General features: G+C 70.7%; 21 protein-coding genes and 1 pseudogene. 19 read left to right on the top strand and 3 right to left on the bottom strand.

Going from position 1 to position 15173, the window contains the following annotated elements; genetic code table 11:
• Nucleotides 1-142: 142 nt before the first annotated feature.
• The 3 genes from AB0J00_RS00110 to AB0J00_RS00100 form a co-directional block, all read right to left on the bottom strand.
• A complete protein-coding gene (locus AB0J00_RS00110) occupies nt 143-1180 on the bottom strand; it encodes an LLM class F420-dependent oxidoreductase (protein ID WP_357738370.1) in 1038 nt (345 codons plus the stop codon).
• A 108-nt stretch (nt 1181-1288) separates the two neighbouring features.
• Nucleotides 1289-1504, bottom strand: coding sequence for a hypothetical protein (locus tag AB0J00_RS00105; RefSeq protein ID WP_357738367.1), 216 nt, complete (start codon nt 1502-1504; stop codon nt 1289-1291).
• Nucleotides 1505-1569: 65 nt separating this feature from the next.
• Nucleotides 1570-2550: a hypothetical protein gene (locus AB0J00_RS00100; RefSeq protein WP_357738365.1), complete on the bottom strand. Its 981-nt coding sequence runs from the start codon at nt 2548-2550 to the stop codon at nt 1570-1572.
• A gap of 675 nt (nt 2551-3225) precedes the next feature.
• On the opposite strand from AB0J00_RS00100, the gene rpsL reads away from it, so the two are divergent.
• The 19 genes and pseudogenes from rpsL (at nt 3226) to AB0J00_RS00005 (ending at nt 15072) form a co-directional block, all read left to right on the top strand.
• Complete coding sequence (gene rpsL / locus AB0J00_RS00095; RefSeq protein ID WP_153359811.1) at nt 3226-3600, top strand: 30S ribosomal protein S12; 375 nt, start codon at nt 3226-3228, stop codon at nt 3598-3600.
• A gap of 1 nt (nt 3601) precedes the next feature.
• On the top strand, nt 3602-4072 hold the full coding sequence (rpsG, locus tag AB0J00_RS00090) for a 30S ribosomal protein S7 (protein WP_357738362.1): 471 nt from the start codon (nt 3602-3604) through the stop codon (nt 4070-4072).
• A gap of 102 nt (nt 4073-4174) precedes the next feature.
• A complete protein-coding gene (gene fusA, locus AB0J00_RS00085; RefSeq protein WP_357738359.1) occupies nt 4175-6271 on the top strand; it encodes an elongation factor G in 2097 nt (698 codons plus the stop codon).
• 89 nt (nt 6272-6360) lie between these two features.
• On the top strand, nt 6361-7554 hold the full coding sequence (gene tuf / locus AB0J00_RS00080) for an elongation factor Tu (protein WP_357738356.1): 1194 nt from the start codon (nt 6361-6363) through the stop codon (nt 7552-7554).
• 116 nt (nt 7555-7670) lie between these two features.
• Nucleotides 7671-7976, top strand: a complete 306-nt coding sequence (gene rpsJ, locus AB0J00_RS00075; RefSeq protein ID WP_014742859.1) for a 30S ribosomal protein S10 — start codon at nt 7671-7673, stop codon at nt 7974-7976.
• Between the two features lie 14 nt (nt 7977-7990).
• A complete protein-coding gene (gene rplC, locus AB0J00_RS00070) occupies nt 7991-8656 on the top strand; it encodes a 50S ribosomal protein L3 (protein WP_357738350.1) in 666 nt (221 codons plus the stop codon).
• Nucleotides 8653-9561: a 50S ribosomal protein L4 gene (gene rplD, locus AB0J00_RS00065; RefSeq protein WP_357738347.1), complete on the top strand. Its 909-nt coding sequence runs from the start codon at nt 8653-8655 to the stop codon at nt 9559-9561. The genes rplC and rplD overlap by 4 nt, the downstream gene beginning before the upstream one ends.
• Nucleotides 9558-9860: a 50S ribosomal protein L23 gene (gene rplW, locus AB0J00_RS00060; protein WP_357738344.1), complete on the top strand. Its 303-nt coding sequence runs from the start codon at nt 9558-9560 to the stop codon at nt 9858-9860. Before rplD ends, rplW begins: the two co-directional genes overlap by 4 nt.
• Nucleotides 9861-9903: 43 nt before the next feature.
• Entirely contained in the window at nt 9904-10737 is an 834-nt protein-coding gene (gene rplB, locus AB0J00_RS00055; RefSeq protein ID WP_357738341.1) for a 50S ribosomal protein L2, read from the top strand.
• Nucleotides 10738-10760: 23 nt separating this feature from the next.
• Nucleotides 10761-11042 carry a 30S ribosomal protein S19 gene (gene rpsS, locus AB0J00_RS00050; RefSeq protein ID WP_153359827.1) on the top strand — a complete coding sequence of 94 codons (282 nt, stop codon included), beginning with the start codon at nt 10761-10763 and terminating at the stop codon, nt 11040-11042.
• A gap of 23 nt (nt 11043-11065) precedes the next feature.
• Nucleotides 11066-11419: pseudogene (gene rplV / locus AB0J00_RS00045) on the top strand (50S ribosomal protein L22); the annotation flags it as partial.
• Nucleotides 11420-11529: 110 nt separating this feature from the next.
• Nucleotides 11530-12447: a 30S ribosomal protein S3 gene (rpsC, locus tag AB0J00_RS00040; protein ID WP_357738338.1), complete on the top strand. Its 918-nt coding sequence runs from the start codon at nt 11530-11532 to the stop codon at nt 12445-12447.
• Nucleotides 12448-12449: 2 nt separating this feature from the next.
• The gene (gene rplP / locus AB0J00_RS00035; RefSeq protein WP_357738335.1) at nt 12450-12866 is read left to right on the top strand and encodes a 50S ribosomal protein L16; all 417 of its coding nucleotides are present in this window, start codon (nt 12450-12452) and stop codon (nt 12864-12866) included.
• The gene (rpmC, locus tag AB0J00_RS00030) at nt 12866-13099 is read left to right on the top strand and encodes a 50S ribosomal protein L29 (RefSeq protein WP_014742850.1); all 234 of its coding nucleotides are present in this window, start codon (nt 12866-12868) and stop codon (nt 13097-13099) included. The genes rplP and rpmC overlap by 1 nt, the downstream gene beginning before the upstream one ends.
• Nucleotides 13096-13377, top strand: a complete 282-nt coding sequence (rpsQ, locus tag AB0J00_RS00025) for a 30S ribosomal protein S17 (protein ID WP_357738332.1) — start codon at nt 13096-13098, stop codon at nt 13375-13377. Before rpmC ends, rpsQ begins: the two co-directional genes overlap by 4 nt.
• 190 nt (nt 13378-13567) lie before the next feature.
• The gene (rplN, locus tag AB0J00_RS00020) at nt 13568-13936 is read left to right on the top strand and encodes a 50S ribosomal protein L14 (RefSeq protein WP_029433456.1); all 369 of its coding nucleotides are present in this window, start codon (nt 13568-13570) and stop codon (nt 13934-13936) included.
• Nucleotides 13937-13959: 23 nt separating this feature from the next.
• Complete coding sequence (rplX, locus tag AB0J00_RS00015; protein ID WP_357740098.1) at nt 13960-14274, top strand: 50S ribosomal protein L24; 315 nt, start codon at nt 13960-13962, stop codon at nt 14272-14274.
• A 5-nt stretch (nt 14275-14279) separates the two neighbouring features.
• Nucleotides 14280-14864, top strand: a complete 585-nt coding sequence (gene rplE / locus AB0J00_RS00010; RefSeq protein WP_357738328.1) for a 50S ribosomal protein L5 — start codon at nt 14280-14282, stop codon at nt 14862-14864.
• 22 nt (nt 14865-14886) lie between these two features.
• Nucleotides 14887-15072 carry a type Z 30S ribosomal protein S14 gene (locus tag AB0J00_RS00005; protein WP_113838243.1) on the top strand — a complete coding sequence of 62 codons (186 nt, stop codon included), beginning with the start codon at nt 14887-14889 and terminating at the stop codon, nt 15070-15072.
• The last annotated feature ends 101 nt before the right edge of the window (nt 15073-15173 follow it).

Raw genomic sequence — 15173 nt, 5'->3', positions numbered from 1 at the left:
ACGGCGGACTGGTCGCCAGGACCGCGGCGCAGCCGCGTCCGCTGCGACGACGGGGCCCGGAGGGTCCCACGAGGAGCAGCGGCAACGGCTCATCCTGGTCGGGCACGGCTCCTGGCCGCGGTGGAGGCCGGTAGGCCGACCATCAGCACAGCCGGCGCATGGTCTCCACGGTGCGCAGCCGGCCCTCGCGGGTGTCGTCGAGGGGCTGCAGGGTCAGCGTGGTCACGCCGGCCTCGGCGAAGGCGGCGATCCGCTCGGCCACGTACGACTCCGGGCCGATGAGCGAGGTGAGGCGCACCAGGTCGTCGGGGACCGCGGCGGCCGCCTCCTCCTTGCGGCCGGCCAGGTAGAGCTCCTGCACGGTCTCCGCCTCGGCCTCGAACCCGTAGCGGCGGGCGAGGTCGTTGTAGAAGTTGCGGCCCCTGGCCCCCATCCCGCCCACGTACAGCGCGAGGGCCGGGCGGACGGCGTCGACCAGGTGGTCGACGTCCTCGCCGATCGCCACCGGGACGCCGGCCACCACGTCCAGCTCGCCCAGCGCCGGGTCCCGCTTGGCCCGGCCGGCGGCGAGCGGCGCGCCCCAGACGTCGGCGGCCCGCTCGGGGAGGAAGAAGATCGGCTCCCACTTCTCGGCGATCTCCGCGGCCAGCTCGACGTTCTTCGGGCCGAGCGCGGCCAGCAGCACCGGCACCCGCTCCCGCACCGGCGTGTTGATCAGCTTCAGCGGCTTGCCGAGACCCGTGCCCTGGTCCGGGGGCAACGGCACGGTGTACTTCGGGCCGTCGTGCACCAGCCGGTCGCGGCGCCAGACCTGCCGGCAGATCTCCACGACCTCCCGGGTGCGCTGCAGCGGGGCGTCGTAGGGGACGCCGTGCCAGCCCTCGACGACCTGTGGCCCGGAGGCGCCCAGCCCCAGGGTGAACCGGCCCCCGGAGACCAGGTCCAGCCCGGCGGCGGTCATCGCGATGAGCGCCGGTGTCCGGCTGTAGATCGGCAGGATCGCGCTCATCAGCTCGACCCGCTCGGTCACCGCGGCCAGGTACCCCAGCTGGCTGACCGCGTCGAAGGTGTAGACCTCGGCGCACAGCACGACGTCGAGGCCGGCCGACTCGAGGTCGCGCACCTCCGCCGCGGTCTGGTGGAAGTCCCCGGCGTAACTGGCCTGCATCCCGATCCGCACGCGCCCTCCCAGGCGTCCGCGGTGCCCTCGTCGGCGCCGCGCCTCGGACGCTAACGGAGCCGGGTCACCCGGACGGACGCGCGGGGGTCCGGAGGCCGTCAGCGGCGGCTACAGCGGGCGGACGACGCCGATGACGTGCGTGACCACCCGGACGCCGTCGACGTCCCGGGGCACCCGGGCGCCGGCCCCGGCGTCGGTGAGGTCGACGCGCACCACGTACTCGCCGCCGGACCGGGCCAGCCCGATGCCTGCGACGCCGGGATCCGCCGCGATGCGGTCGGCCAGCGCCGACTTGGCGGCACGCGCGGAGGCCCGGTCGGTCACAGCCCCATGGTGCCCCGGCCGGCGCCGTCTGCCCAGTGCCCGGGCTCCCGGGCGCACGCACCCCCTCAGCCGGCGACCCACTCCACCGCCAGCGCGGCGAGCACGGTGGCCAGCGGGTTGGCGAAGGTCACCCCGCCGCCGGCCGAGCCGCCCTGGTCCGAGCCGGCGAACAGCAGCCCCAGCGGCGCGCGGTCGGCGCTGCGCCAGATGACCGAGCCGCTGTCGCCGCCGGCGCTGAAGGCACCGGTCAGGCCCTCGATCTCCACCTGGTCGTCGAACGTGTGCACCCCGTCGTCGTACTGGACCCCCACGCCGTCGACCTCGACGGCCGTGATCCGGCCGCGGGTGTGCCCGGTCGTGCGGCCCAGCTTCTCGACCTGCTGCTCGGGGTCGACGTCGTCCGCGGCGACCACCGTGCCCAGCAGCGCACCGCCGGGGTAGGCGGTCGGGTCGGCGGCCACGCCCTCGTCCAGCGCCGCCACCGCGGCGTCGACCAGCGCGCCCGGCTCCGGGGCGAGCGGGACGAAGGCCACGAGCGTGCCGATCCGGTCGGCGGCGGTGCCGCCGTCGGCCACCCCCGGCTGCAGCACCGGGTCGCCCACGGTCGCCGCGTCGCTGTCGGCCAGCACGTGGTCGTTCGACAGCACGAGCAGCCCGGGCTCACCGGGCCGCCGGACGAACCCGCCGAGCGTGCCGGCGGTGACGTCGGGGTGGCCGACCGACAGCCCGGGGCGCAGCGGGCGCACCCGCCGCTGCAGGTCGTCGGGCGTGGGGGAGGACAGCGGCCGCACCGGACCGATGACCCGGACGTCGACCTCGCCACGGGTGACGTCGTCCAGCCCGCCGAGCACCAGGTCGGCGTCCGCCCGGTCCAGCACCCGGATGGCCAGGTGCACCTGGCCGCCGCCCACGGGGGCCAGGCCGAGCGAGATGCCGCTCCAGCGACCGGGCAGGTCCTGCGCCCGCGGCGTGCGCGTCCCCGGCGGCGCCTCGGACAGCCGGGAGGACAGCCGGGCCTTGAGCTCGCGGGCGGAGTCGGGGAGCACGGGGCCTCCTGGGTCGGCGCGGGACGTGCCCCGACCGTAGGGCCGGGGTCCGACAACGGCCCTTCCGCGCGGGGTCCGGGCGGCACGCGGGCCGTCGGGCGTGACCGCCGGGGGGCCGGGGCGGTAGATTGACCGGCGGTAGTACCCGGCCGGCCTCCGCCCGGGGTGCACGCCCTGCGACACCGCACCCGCTGTGGCCGCCGCCGGGTCGTCGCTCCTCGCAGGGGCCGGGCACCGGCGTAGCGACCGTCGTCACCCGGGGAATGACCTGCGCACCGCGCAGGTTGGCCCTGGATGAGACGGACGACGCGGTGTCCGCGCAGGCATCGGGACCCGGCTTTGACCGGGTCGACATGCCCGGGTATCGTGGTCAGCCGTGCCCAGGGAGACCTGGGCCCTTGCTCCCGTTCGCGGTGCACTCAGGTGCCCGGTGGCCTCGCGCCGCTGGTCGCCGGGGGTCGTCCCCACCAGTCAGGTGGGGGACGGCGGTGCCGGGTCGCGCGGGGCGACGAGTCCGGTACGAACGACTGGCCGGGTCCTGCGACGGGCGACACGCCCGAACGCGGGGGCCGGACAGTGCAGCACGTGCAGACTCAGGGCCGGCTCACCGGGCGCACACGAGCACGCACCACATCCACAGCACGACCCAGCGCAGGCAGGAGATCAAGGCCACCCATGCCCACGATCCAGCAGCTGGTCCGCAAGGGCCGCGAGGACAAGGTCGAGAAGACCAAGACCCCGGCGTTGAAGGGTTCCCCTCAGCGCCGCGGCGTGTGCACGCGCGTCTACACGACGACGCCGAAGAAGCCGAACTCGGCGCTGCGCAAGGTCGCTCGCGTCCGCCTCACCAGTGGCATCGAGGTGACGGCCTACATCCCGGGCGTCGGCCACAACCTGCAGGAGCACTCGATGGTGCTCGTGCGCGGCGGCCGTGTGAAGGACCTCCCCGGCGTCCGGTACAAGATCATCCGCGGCTCGCTGGACACCCAGGGTGTCCGCAACCGCAAGCAGGCTCGCAGCCGGTACGGCGCGAAGAAGGAGAAGAGCTGACATGCCCCGCAAGGGTCCCGCTCCCCGTCGTCCGCTCGTCGCCGACCCGGTCTACCAGTCGCCGCTGGTCACCCAGCTGATCAACAAGGTCCTGGTCGACGGCAAGCGCTCGGTCGCCGAGGCGATCGTCTACGGCGCCCTCGAGGGCGCTCGCGCCAAGAACGACACCGACCCGGTGGTCACGCTCAAGCGGGCGCTGGACAACGTCAAGCCGGCTCTCGAGGTCCGCAGCCGCCGCGTCGGTGGTGCGACCTACCAGGTGCCGATCGAGGTCCGCGCCTCCCGCAGCACGACCCTCGGCCTGCGCTGGCTCATCCAGTACAGCCGGGCGCGCCGCGAGAAGACGATGACCGAGCGTCTGATGAACGAGCTGCTCGACGCGAGCAACGGTCTCGGCGCTGCTGTGAAGCGGCGCGAGGACACCCACAAGATGGCCGAGTCGAACAAGGCCTTCGCGCACTACCGCTGGTGACGCATCGCGGCTGGTGGGCGAACCCCACCAGCCGCGAACCACCGGCACCCCGGGCGAACTCCGGGGGCCGCGTCCAGATCGGGACAAAGAGGAGCTACTGACATGGCTGACAAGGCCAACCTCGCCACGACCCGCAACATCGGGATCATGGCGCACATCGACGCCGGCAAGACGACGACGACCGAGCGCATCCTCTTCTACACCGGTATCAACTACAAGATCGGTGAAGTCCACGACGGCGCGGCCACGATGGACTGGATGGAGCAGGAGCAGGAGCGCGGCATCACCATCACGTCGGCCGCGACGAAGTGCACCTGGAACGGCCACGACATCAACATCATCGACACCCCCGGGCACGTCGACTTCACCGTCGAGGTGGAGCGGTCGCTGCGGGTGCTCGACGGTGCGGTCGCGGTCTACGACGGTGTCGCCGGCGTCGAGCCGCAGACCGAGCAGGTCTGGCGGCAGGCGGAGAAGTACAGCGTCCCGCGCATGTGCTTCGTCAACAAGCTCGACCGCACCGGTGCCGACTTCTTCCGCTGCGTCGACATGATGGTCGAGCGGCTGGGCGCCAACCCCGCCGTGCTGCAGCTGCCGATCGGTGCCGAGGCCGACTTCATCGGCGTCGTCGACCTGGTCGGCATGCGGGCGCTGACCTGGCGCGGTGAGACCAAGATGGGCGAGGACTACGCCATCGAGGAGATCCCCGCCGAGTTGGCCGACCAGGCCGCGGAGTACCGCGAGAAGCTGCTCGAGACCGTCGCCGAGACCGACGACGAGCTCATGGAGACCTACCTCGGTGGCGAGGAGATCTCCGTCGAGCGCCTCAAGGCCGCGATCCGCAAGGCCACCATCGCCGCGCAGATCAACCCGGTCCTGACCGGCACCGCCTTCAAGAACAAGGGCGTGCAGCCCCTGCTCGACGCGGTCGTCGACTACCTGCCCAGCCCGCTGGACATCGAGGCCATCGTGGGCACCGCCCTCGACGGCGAGACCGAGGTCCTGCGGCACGCCGACGAGGACGAGCCGTTCTCGGCGCTGGCCTTCAAGATCCAGACCGACCAGCACCTCGGCAAGCTCACCTACGTGCGCGTCTACTCCGGCAAGATCGACGCCGGCTCCCCGGTCCTGAACAGCACCAAGGACCGCAAGGAGCGCATCGGCAAGATCTACCAGATGCACGCGAACAAGCGTGAGGAGCGTGCCGGCGTCGGCGCCGGTGAGATCGTCGCCGTCAACGGCCTGAAGCAGACGACCACCGGTGAGACCCTCTGCGACCCGCAGAAGCCGGTCATCCTGGAGTCGATGACCTTCCCGGCCCCGGTCATCTCGGTTGCCATCGAGCCGAAGACCAAGGGCGACCAGGAGAAGCTGGGCACGGCGATCCAGAAGCTCGCCGAGGAGGACCCGACCTTCCAGGTCCGCCTGGACGAGGAGACCGGCCAGACCGTCATCTCCGGTATGGGCGAGCTCCACCTGGAGATCCTGGTCGACCGCATGCGCCGCGAGTTCCGCGTCGAGGCGAACGTCGGCAAGCCGCAGGTCGCCTACCGCGAGACGATCCGCAAGGCGGCAGAGAAGGTCGACTACACCCACAAGAAGCAGACCGGTGGGTCCGGCCAGTTCGCCAAGGTGCAGGTCACGATCGAGCCCCTCGAGGTCACGGCCGACGGCCCGACCTACGAGTTCGTCAACGCCGTCACCGGTGGCCGCATCCCGCGGGAGTACATCCCGTCGGTCGACGCGGGCATGCAGGACGCCATGCAGTACGGCATCCTCGCCGGCTACCCGATGGTGGGCGTCAAGGCGACCCTCATCGACGGCCAGTACCACGAGGTCGACTCCTCGGAGATGGCCTTCAAGATCGCCGGCTCGATGGTCTTCAAGGAGGCCGCGCGCAAGGCCAGCCCGGCCCTGCTCGAGCCGCTCATGGCCGTCGAGGTCGTCACGCCCGAGGACTACATGGGTGACGTCATCGGCGACCTGAACTCCCGCCGCGGCACCATCCAGGCGATGGAGGAGCGCTCCGGCGCCCGCGTCGTCCGGGCCCTGGTCCCGCTGTCGGAGATGTTCGGCTACGTGGGCGACCTGCGCAGCCGCACCCAGGGACGGGCGAGTTACACCATGGTGTTCGACTCGTACGCCGAGGTCCCGGCCAACGTCGCCAAGGAGATCATCGCCAAGGCGACCGGCGAGTAACCGGACGGCGGGCCTGCCGGCCCGCCGTCCCCGAGCACTGCCCACCCCCAGACACGCGCACGACTGCGAAACACGGAGAGAGGAACCCAGTGGCCAAGGCCAAGTTCGAGCGGACCAAGCCGCACGTCAACATCGGCACCATCGGGCACATCGACCACGGCAAGACGACGCTGACCGCGGCGATCACCAAGGTGCTGCACGACAAGTACCCGGACCTCAACGAGGCGTCCGCCTTCGACCAGATCGACAAGGCGCCCGAGGAGAAGGCCCGCGGCATCACGATCTCGATCGCGCACGTCGAGTACCAGACCGAGAACCGGCACTACGCGCACGTCGACTGCCCCGGTCACGCCGACTACATCAAGAACATGATCACCGGTGCGGCGCAGATGGACGGCGCCATCCTGGTGGTCGCGGCGACCGACGGCCCGATGCCGCAGACCAAGGAGCACGTCCTCCTGGCCCGCCAGGTCGGCGTCCCCTACATCGTGGTGGCCCTGAACAAGGCCGACATGGTGGACGACGAGGAGATCCTGGAGCTCGTCGAGCTCGAGGTCCGCGAGCTGCTCAGCGAGTACGAGTTCCCGGGCGACGACGTCCCCGTGGTCCGCGTCTCGGCGCTGAAGGCCCTCGAGGGCGACGCCGAGTGGGGCGACAAGCTCATGGAGCTCATGAACGCTGTCGACACCGCCATCCCGGAGCCGCAGCGCGACATCGACAAGCCGTTCCTCATGCCCGTCGAGGACGTCTTCACCATCACCGGCCGCGGTACCGTGGTGACCGGTCGCGTGGAGCGCGGCATCGTCAAGGTCTCCGAGGAGATCGAGATCGTCGGCATCCGCCCCGGCTCGACCAAGACCACGGTCACCGGCGTCGAGATGTTCCGCAAGCTGCTCGACCAGGGCCAGGCCGGCGACAACGTGGGCCTGCTGCTCCGCGGTGTCAAGCGCGAGGACGTCGAGCGCGGCCAGGTCATCGTGAAGCCGGGCTCGATCACCCCGCACACCAACTTCGAGGGTTCGGTCTACATCCTCTCGAAGGACGAGGGTGGCCGGCACACGCCGTTCTTCAACAACTACCGCCCGCAGTTCTACTTCCGGACCACGGACGTGACCGGCGTCGTGACGCTGCCGGCGGGCACCGAGATGGTCATGCCCGGTGACAACACCGAGATGACCGTCGAGCTGATCCAGCCCATCGCCATGGAGGAGGGCCTGCGGTTCGCCATCCGTGAGGGTGGCCGTACTGTTGGCGCTGGCCGGGTCACCAAGATCATCAAGTGACACCCTGACGGGCGGCGGCCGTCTCCGGCCGCCGCCCGTCCCTGGGTCGGGAGACCCATCCCGGGTCAACGGACCCACTGAACTTTCACAACCGATCGGCAGGAGCAAAAAGGGCGATGGCGGGACAGAAGATCCGCATCCGGCTGAAGGCCTACGACCACGAGGCCATCGATGCCTCGGCGCGGCGCATCGTGGACACGGTGACGAAGACCGGAGCGCGCGTCGTCGGCCCGGTGCCGCTGCCGACGGAGAAGAACGTGTACTGCGTCATCCGCTCGCCGCACAAGTACAAGGACTCGCGCGAGCACTTCGAGATGCGTACGCACAAGCGGCTCATCGACATCCTCGACCCGACGCCGAAGACGGTCGACGCGCTCATGCGCATCGACCTGCCGGCCTCGGTCGACGTCAACATCCAGTAAGGGCTGTCCCAGACATGGCGAGCACATTCCGTGGTCTCCTCGGCGAGAAGCTGGGGATGACCCAGGTCTTCGACGAGAACAACCGCATCGTGCCGGTGACCGTCGTCAAGGCGGGCCCGTGCGTGGTGACGCAGGTGCGCACCCCCGAGCGCGACGGCTACTCGGCCGTCCAGCTCGGCTTCGGCGAGATCGACCCCCGCAAGGTGAACCGGCCCGAGGGTGGGCACTTCGCCAAGGCGGGCGTCACTCCGCGCCGGCACCTGGTCGAGCTGCGCACCGAGGACGCCGGTCAGTACGAGGTCGGCCAGGAGCTGACGGCCGAGGTCCTCTCGGACGTGGCCAAGGTCGACGTCATCGGCACGAGCAAGGGCAAGGGCACCGCAGGTGTCATGAAGCGTCACGGGTTCAAGGGCCTGGGCGCCGGGCACGGCGTGCAGCGCAAGCACCGTTCGCCGGGCTCCATCGGTGGCTGCGCCACCCCCGGCCGGGTCTTCAAGGGCCTGCGCATGGCCGGGCGCATGGGCGCGGTCACCACGACCACGCTGTCGCTGAAGGTGCACGCGGTCGACGCCGACAAGGGCCTCGTGCTGATCAAGGGCGCCGTCCCCGGCCCGCGTGGCGGGCTGCTGCTCGTCCGCTCCGCCGTCAAGGGCGGCCCCGTGGGGAGTGACGCGAAGTGACCGCATCCACCAGTGAGCGCGCCGACCGCCAGGTCGACGTCCGCACCCCGGCGGGGGAGACCTCCGGCAGCGTCACGCTGCCCGGCGAGCTCTTCGATGCGCCGGCCAACGTCTCGCTGCTGCACCAGGTCGTCGTGGCCCAGCTGGCCGCGGCCCGCCAGGGCACGCACTCGACCAAGACGCGCGGCGAGGTGCGCGGTGGTGGCGTCAAGCCCTACCGCCAGAAGGGCACCGGCCGCGCCCGCCAGGGCTCGATCCGCGCTCCGCAGTTCGCCGGCGGTGGCACCGTCCACGGCCCGCAGCCGCGGAACTACGAGCAGAAGACGCCCAAGAAGATGAAGGCCGCCGCCCTGCGCGGTGCCCTCTCCGACCGGGCGCGCGAGGACCGCGTGCACGTGGTGACGGCGTTCGTCGACGGCGACAAGCCCTCGACCAAGGCCGCCCGCAAGGTGCTCGACGCCCTCACCTCGGCCAAGCGCGTGCTGGTCGTCCTCGACCGCGAGGACGTCCTCAACTGGATCAGCCTGCGCAACGAGCCCCGCGTGCACCTGCTCGAGGCCGGTCAGCTGAACACCTACGACGTCCTCGTCTCCGACGAGGTCGTCTTCACCGAGGCCGCGCTGGCCGAGTTCGTGGCCGGCCCCGCCAAGGGCGCCACCGGCCGGGCCAGCTCGCTCGAGCTGCCCGACCTGACCACGCCGGACATCCCGGGCGCCATCCCCTCCATCGAGGGTGAGGGCACCACCGACCTCGACCTGGGCGAGAGCACGGTCGACGAGGTGGCCGAGAAGGCCCCGCGCCAGCGGGCGCCCCGCAAGGTGGCCGCCGCCGACGTGACCACCCCGGCCGAGGCCGCCCAGGCCGACGCCGAGACCGTCACCGACACCACTGAGGAGCAGGCGTGAGCGTCCGCGACCCCCGGGACGTCCTGCTGTCCCCGGTCATCTCGGAGAAGAGCTACGGCCTCCTGGACGAGAACAAGTACACGTTCATCGTCCGGCCGGACGCCAACAAGACGCAGATCAAGATCGCTGTCCAGCAGATCTTCAACGTGAAGGTCACCGCTGTGAACACGATCAACCGGCAGGGGAAGAGGAAGCGCTCGCGTGGCGCTGTCATGGGGAAGCGCAAGGACACCAAGCGCGCCATCGTCTCCGTGGCCCCCGGCGACCGCATCGAGCTCTTCGGGGGCCCGGGCGCCTGAGGCGCCCGGACCACCTGACCGGATCAGAGGACTCTGAGGAACCATGGCCATCCGTAAGTACAAGCCGACGACGCCGGGTCGCCGCGGCTCGTCGGTCGCCGACTTCGCCGAGGTCACCCGCGACCACCCCGAGAAGTCGCTGGTGCGGCCGCTGCACGGTCGTGGCGGGCGCAACGTCCACGGGCGCGTCACGGCCCGGCACCAGGGCGGCGGGCACAAGCGCGCCTACCGGGTGATCGACTTCCGCCGCGCCGACAAGGACGGTGTGCCGGCCAAGGTCGCGCACATCGAGTACGACCCGAACCGCACCTCGCGGATCGCGCTGCTGCACTTCGCCGACGGTGAGAAGCGCTACATCATCGCGCCGGCCCGGCTGCAGCAGGGCGACACGGTGGAGTGCGGTCCCGCCGCCGACATCAAGCCCGGCAACAACCTGCCGCTGCGCAACATCCCCGTCGGCACGGTCGTGCACGCGATCGAGCTGCGGCCCGGTGGCGGCGCGAAGATCGCCCGCTCGGCCGGCACCAGCGTGCAACTGGTCGCCCGCGAGGGTCGGTTCGCGCAGCTGCGCATGCCGTCCGGCGAGATCCGCAACGTCGACGTCCGCTGCCGCGCGACGGTCGGCGAGGTCGGCAACGCCGAGCAGTCGAACATCAACTGGGGCAAGGCCGGCCGCATGCGGTGGAAGGGCAAGCGCCCCACCGTCCGCGGTGTCGCCATGAACCCGGTCGACCACCCGCACGGTGGTGGTGAGGGCAAGACCTCCGGTGGTCGCCACCCGGTCAACCCGAAGGGCAAGCCCGAGGGCCGCACGCGCAAGCGCAAGGCCAGCGACGCCATGATCGTCCGTCGCCGTCGCACCAACAAGAAGCGCTGAGCGGGTAGAGGAGTCCGACAGACATGCCACGCAGCCTCAAGAAGGGCCCGTTCGTCGACGACCACCTGCTCGCCAAGGTGGACGCGCAGAACGACAAGGGCACCAAGAACGTCATCCGCACCTGGTCGCGGCGCTCGACGATCATCCCCGACATGCTCGGGCACACGATCGCCGTGCACGACGGCCGCAAGCACGTCCCGGTGTTCGTCACCGAGGCGATGGTCGGGCACAAGCTCGGCGAGTTCGCGCCCACCCGCACCTTCCGTGGGCACGTCAAGGACGACCGCCGGTCGCGGCGCGGCTGACCAGGTAGAGAAGAGACAGTCACATGACTTCCCAGTTGGGACAGGAGACGCCGGTCGCCCGGGCCACGGCCCGGTTCGTCCGCGTCACCCCCATGAAGGCACGCCGGGTGGTGGACCTGATCCGCTACCTGCCGACCGATGAGGCCCTGGCGCTGCTGCGGTTCGCGCCGCAGACGGCCAGCGAGCCGGTGGCCAAGGTCGTCGCCAGCGCGGTGGCCAACGCCGAGCACAACCTGCGGCTCGACCCGGCCGCGCTGGTCGTCAGCGCCGCCTACGTCGACGAGGGCCCGACGCTGAAGCGGATCCGTCCGCGTGCGCAGGGCCGCGCGTTCCGCATCAACAAGCGGACCAGCCACATCACCGTCGAGGTGAGCGAGGTGACCAGCAGCGCGGAGCTCGCGCAGCGGTCGCGCAAGGCACGTCGGGACACCGGTCAGTCCGGCCCGGCCACCCAGCAGAGCAACAACACGAGGGGAGGGACCCGCTAGTGGGTCAGAAGGTCAACCCGCACGGGTTCCGGCTCGGCATCACCACCGACTACAAGTCCCGGTGGTACGCCGACAAGCTGTACAAGGACTACGTCAAGGAAGACGTGGCCATCCGCAAGCTCATGAGCAAAGGCATGGAGCGGGCCGGCATCTCCAAGGTGGAGATCGAGCGCACCCGCGACCGCGTCCGCGTCGACATCCACACCGCCCGGCCGGGCATCGTCATCGGCCGTCGCGGCGCGGAGGCCGACCGCATCCGCGGTGAGCTGGAGAAGCTCACCGGCAAGCAGGTGCAGCTGAACATCCTCGAGGTCAAGAACCCCGAGTCGGACGCGCAGCTGGTCGCCCAGGGCGTGGCCGAGCAGCTGTCCAGCCGCGTCAGCTTCCGCCGCGCTATGCGCAAGGCCATGCAGTCGGCCCAGCGCAGCCCGCAGGTCAAGGGCATCCGGGTGCAGTGCTCCGGTCGCCTGGGCGGCACCGAGATGAGCCGGTCGGAGTTCTACCGCGAGGGTCGTGTGCCGCTGCACACGCTGCGCGCCAACATCGACTACGGCATCTACGAGGCCCGCACGACCTTCGGCCGCATCGGCGTGAAGGTGTGGATCTACAAGGGTGACGTCAGCGGCTCGCGTGCCGAGCGGGAGGCCCTCGAGGCCCTCGCCCAGCGTCGCGACCGTCGTGACCGCAACCAGCGGCCGCCGCGTCGTTCGGGCTCCACCGGCACCACCGCCGGCGGGACCGAGGCCGGCCGCGCCGCCGCCGAGGGCACCGGCCCCGTGCAGGACACCGCTCCCGCGCAGGACACCGTGGCCGTCAGCTCGGGCGACGTCCCCGTCGAGCAGACCGTCGCCGCGGCTGCGGGTGCCGAGGGCACCGCTGCCTCCGAGGCGGCCGCCACCGAGAACACGGAGGCCTGACCATGCTGATCCCCCGCCGGGTCAAGCACCGCAAGCAGCACCACCCGGACCGTGGCGGCCGGGCCAAGGGCGGCACCGCGATCAACTTCGGTGACTACGCCATCCAGGCCCTCGAGCCGGCGTACGTGACCAACCGCCAGATCGAGTCCGCCCGTATCGCCATGACCCGCCACATCAAGCGTGGCGGCAAGGTCTGGATCTCGATCTACCCGGACCGTCCGCTGACGAAGAAGCCGGCCGAGACCCGCATGGGTTCCGGCAAGGGCTCGCCGGAGTGGTGGGTGGCCAACGTGAAGCCGGGCCGCATCATGTTCGAGCTCTCCGGTGTCGCCGAGCCGGTGGCCCGCGAGGCCATGCGCCGCGCGATCCACAAGCTCCCCATGAAGTGCCGCTTCATCACGCGTGAAGGAGAAGTGTGATGGCCGCCGGACTGACCGCGCCCGAGCTGCGCGAGCTGTCTGCCGACGAGCTGGCCACCCGGCTGCGCGAGTCGCGCGAGGAACTGTTCAACCTGCGGTTCCAGGTGGCCACCGGCCAGCTGGACAACAACCGGCGACTGCAGACCGTCCGCCGTGACATCGCCCGGATCTACACGATCATGCGCGAGCGCGAGCTGGGCCTCTCGGTCGCCCCGAACGAGGGTGTGGCATGAGCGAGACCACCAGCGGCGTCGCGAAGGCCCGCGCCGACCGCAAGGTCCGCGAGGGCCTGGTCGTCAGCGACAAGATGGACAAGACCATCGTCGTCGAGGTCGAGGACCGCGTGAAGCACGGTCTCTACGGCAAGGTCATCCGTCGCACCAGCAAGCTGAAGGCGCACGACGAGCAGAACACCGCCGGCATCGGCGACCGTGTCCAGATCATGGAGACCCGGCCCACCTCCGCCACCAAGCGGTGGCGGCTGGTGACCGTGGTCGAGAAGGCCAAGTAGGCCTTCCTCCACGGACCAGGTACTCTGGACCACCGGCGCGCCGGGTCGACATGGTCGACGATCGCGCGCCGGATCCCGGGACTCTCGCACGGACGGCCGGTGGCGCACGCCACCGGCTGTCCGTGTGTGGGAACCGGACAGCCGGTTCACCGATCCGGCCCGGCTGTCACCACGAATCGAGGAGCAGGAAGTGATCCAGCAGGAGTCGCGTCTGCGGGTCGCCGACAACACCGGTGCCAAGGAGATCTTGTGCATCCGCGTGCTCGGTGGCTCGGGGCGTCGCTACGCGGGCATCGGTGACGTCATCGTCGCCACCGTGAAGGACGCGCTGCCCGGCGCCGGCGTGAAGAAGGGCGACGTGGTCAAGGCCGTCGTCGTCCGCACGGTGAAGGAGCGTCGTCGTCCGGACGGCTCCTACATCCGCTTCGACGAGAACGCCGCGGTCATCATCCGCGACAGCGGCGACCCGCGCGGCACGCGCATCTTCGGCCCCGTCGGCCGCGAGCTCCGCGACAAGCGCTTCATGCGGATCATCTCGCTCGCTCCGGAGGTGCTGTGATCATGGCGGAGAAGACCCCGTCGATGAAGGTCAAGAAGGGCGACCAGGTCGTCATCCTGTCCGGCAAGGACAAGGGTGCGAAGGGTCGCGTCATCGCGGCCTTCCCCAAGACCCAGAAGGTGCTCGTCGAGGGCGTCGGCCGGGTGAAGAAGCACACCCGCGTCAGCCAGACGCAGCGCGGTGCCCAGTCGGGCGGCATCGTCACGCAGGAGGCCGCCATCCACGTGAGCAACGTGATGGTCGTCGACTCCGAGGACAAGCCGACCCGGGTCGGCTACCGCAAGGACGAGGAAGGCCGCAGCATCCGGGTCTCGCGGCGCACCGGTAAGGACCTCTGATCACCATGAGCGCACCCACCCGTGAGCTGCCCCGCCTGCTGGCCCACTACCGCGCGGAGATCGCGCCGGCCCTGCAGAGCGAGTTCGGCTACAGCAACGTCATGCAGATCCCCGGTCTGGTCAAGATCGTGGTCAACATGGGCGTCGGCGAGGCCACCCGTGACGCCAAGCTGATGGACGGCGCGGTCCGCGACCTCACCGCCATCACCGGGCAGAAGCCGGCCGTCGTCCGGGCCCGCAAGTCCATCGCGCAGTTCAAGCTGCGCGAGGGCATGCCGATCGGCGCGAAGGTGACCCTCCGCGGCGACCGCATGTGGGAGTTCCTGGACCGCCTGCTGGCCCTGGCGCTGCCCCGCATCCGCGACTTCCGCGGCCTGAACCCCAAGCAGTTCGACGGCCACGGCAACTACACGTTCGGCCTGACCGAGCAGTCGATGTTCCGCGAGATCGACGTCGACAAGATCGACCGGCCGCGCGGCATGGACATCACCCTGGTGACCACCGCCACCACCGACGAGGAGGGCCGCGAGCTGCTCACGCTGCTCGGCTTCCCCTTCGCCGGCCGGCCTGTCGTCAACACGACCCGCTGACCGCGGGCGAGGAGAAGTCGAGATGGCCAAGAAGGCTCTGATCAACAAGGCGGCCCGCAAGCCCAAGTTCGCGGTCCGCGGCTACACCCGCTGCCAGCGCTGCGGTCGCCCGCACGCGGTCTTCCGCAAGTTCGGCCTGTGCCGGATCTGCCTGCGGGAGATGGCGCACGCCGGCGAGCTGCCGGGCGTCAGCAAGTCGTCCTGGTGACGACGCCCGAGCTGGCCGAGAAGGACACCATCGGCGGATGACCCGCGGGAGGTGGTCAGTCGTCGTCCTTCTCCACGTCGCCGCGGTCCGAGCCGGGGCTG

The sequence above is a fragment of the Modestobacter sp. NPDC049651 genome (genome assembly GCF_040659695.1).
Taxonomy (GTDB): domain Bacteria; phylum Actinomycetota; class Actinomycetes; order Mycobacteriales; family Geodermatophilaceae; genus Modestobacter.
Note: the sequence above shows the minus strand (reverse complement) of the source record. Positions and strands in the feature narration are given on the sequence as shown.

Coding starts and splice junctions, on each gene's coding strand:
- rpsS (WP_153359827.1), top strand. CDS start 10,761: ATGCCACGCAGCCTCAAGAAGGGCCCGTTCGTCGACGACCACCTGCTC.
- rpsQ (WP_357738332.1), top strand. CDS start 13,096: ATGAGCGAGACCACCAGCGGCGTCGCGAAGGCCCGCGCCGACCGCAAG.
- rpsL (WP_153359811.1), top strand. CDS start 3,226: ATGCCCACGATCCAGCAGCTGGTCCGCAAGGGCCGCGAGGACAAGGTC.
- rpsJ (WP_014742859.1), top strand. CDS start 7,671: ATGGCGGGACAGAAGATCCGCATCCGGCTGAAGGCCTACGACCACGAG.
- rplX (WP_357740098.1), top strand. CDS start 13,960: ATGAAGGTCAAGAAGGGCGACCAGGTCGTCATCCTGTCCGGCAAGGAC.
- rplP (WP_357738335.1), top strand. CDS start 12,450: ATGCTGATCCCCCGCCGGGTCAAGCACCGCAAGCAGCACCACCCGGAC.
- rplC (WP_357738350.1), top strand. CDS start 7,991: ATGGCGAGCACATTCCGTGGTCTCCTCGGCGAGAAGCTGGGGATGACC.
- rplE (WP_357738328.1), top strand. CDS start 14,280: ATGAGCGCACCCACCCGTGAGCTGCCCCGCCTGCTGGCCCACTACCGC.
- rpsG (WP_357738362.1), top strand. CDS start 3,602: ATGCCCCGCAAGGGTCCCGCTCCCCGTCGTCCGCTCGTCGCCGACCCG.
- AB0J00_RS00005 (WP_113838243.1), top strand. CDS start 14,887: ATGGCCAAGAAGGCTCTGATCAACAAGGCGGCCCGCAAGCCCAAGTTC.
- rplB (WP_357738341.1), top strand. CDS start 9,904: ATGGCCATCCGTAAGTACAAGCCGACGACGCCGGGTCGCCGCGGCTCG.
- fusA (WP_357738359.1), top strand. CDS start 4,175: ATGGCTGACAAGGCCAACCTCGCCACGACCCGCAACATCGGGATCATG.
- rpmC (WP_014742850.1), top strand. CDS start 12,866: ATGGCCGCCGGACTGACCGCGCCCGAGCTGCGCGAGCTGTCTGCCGAC.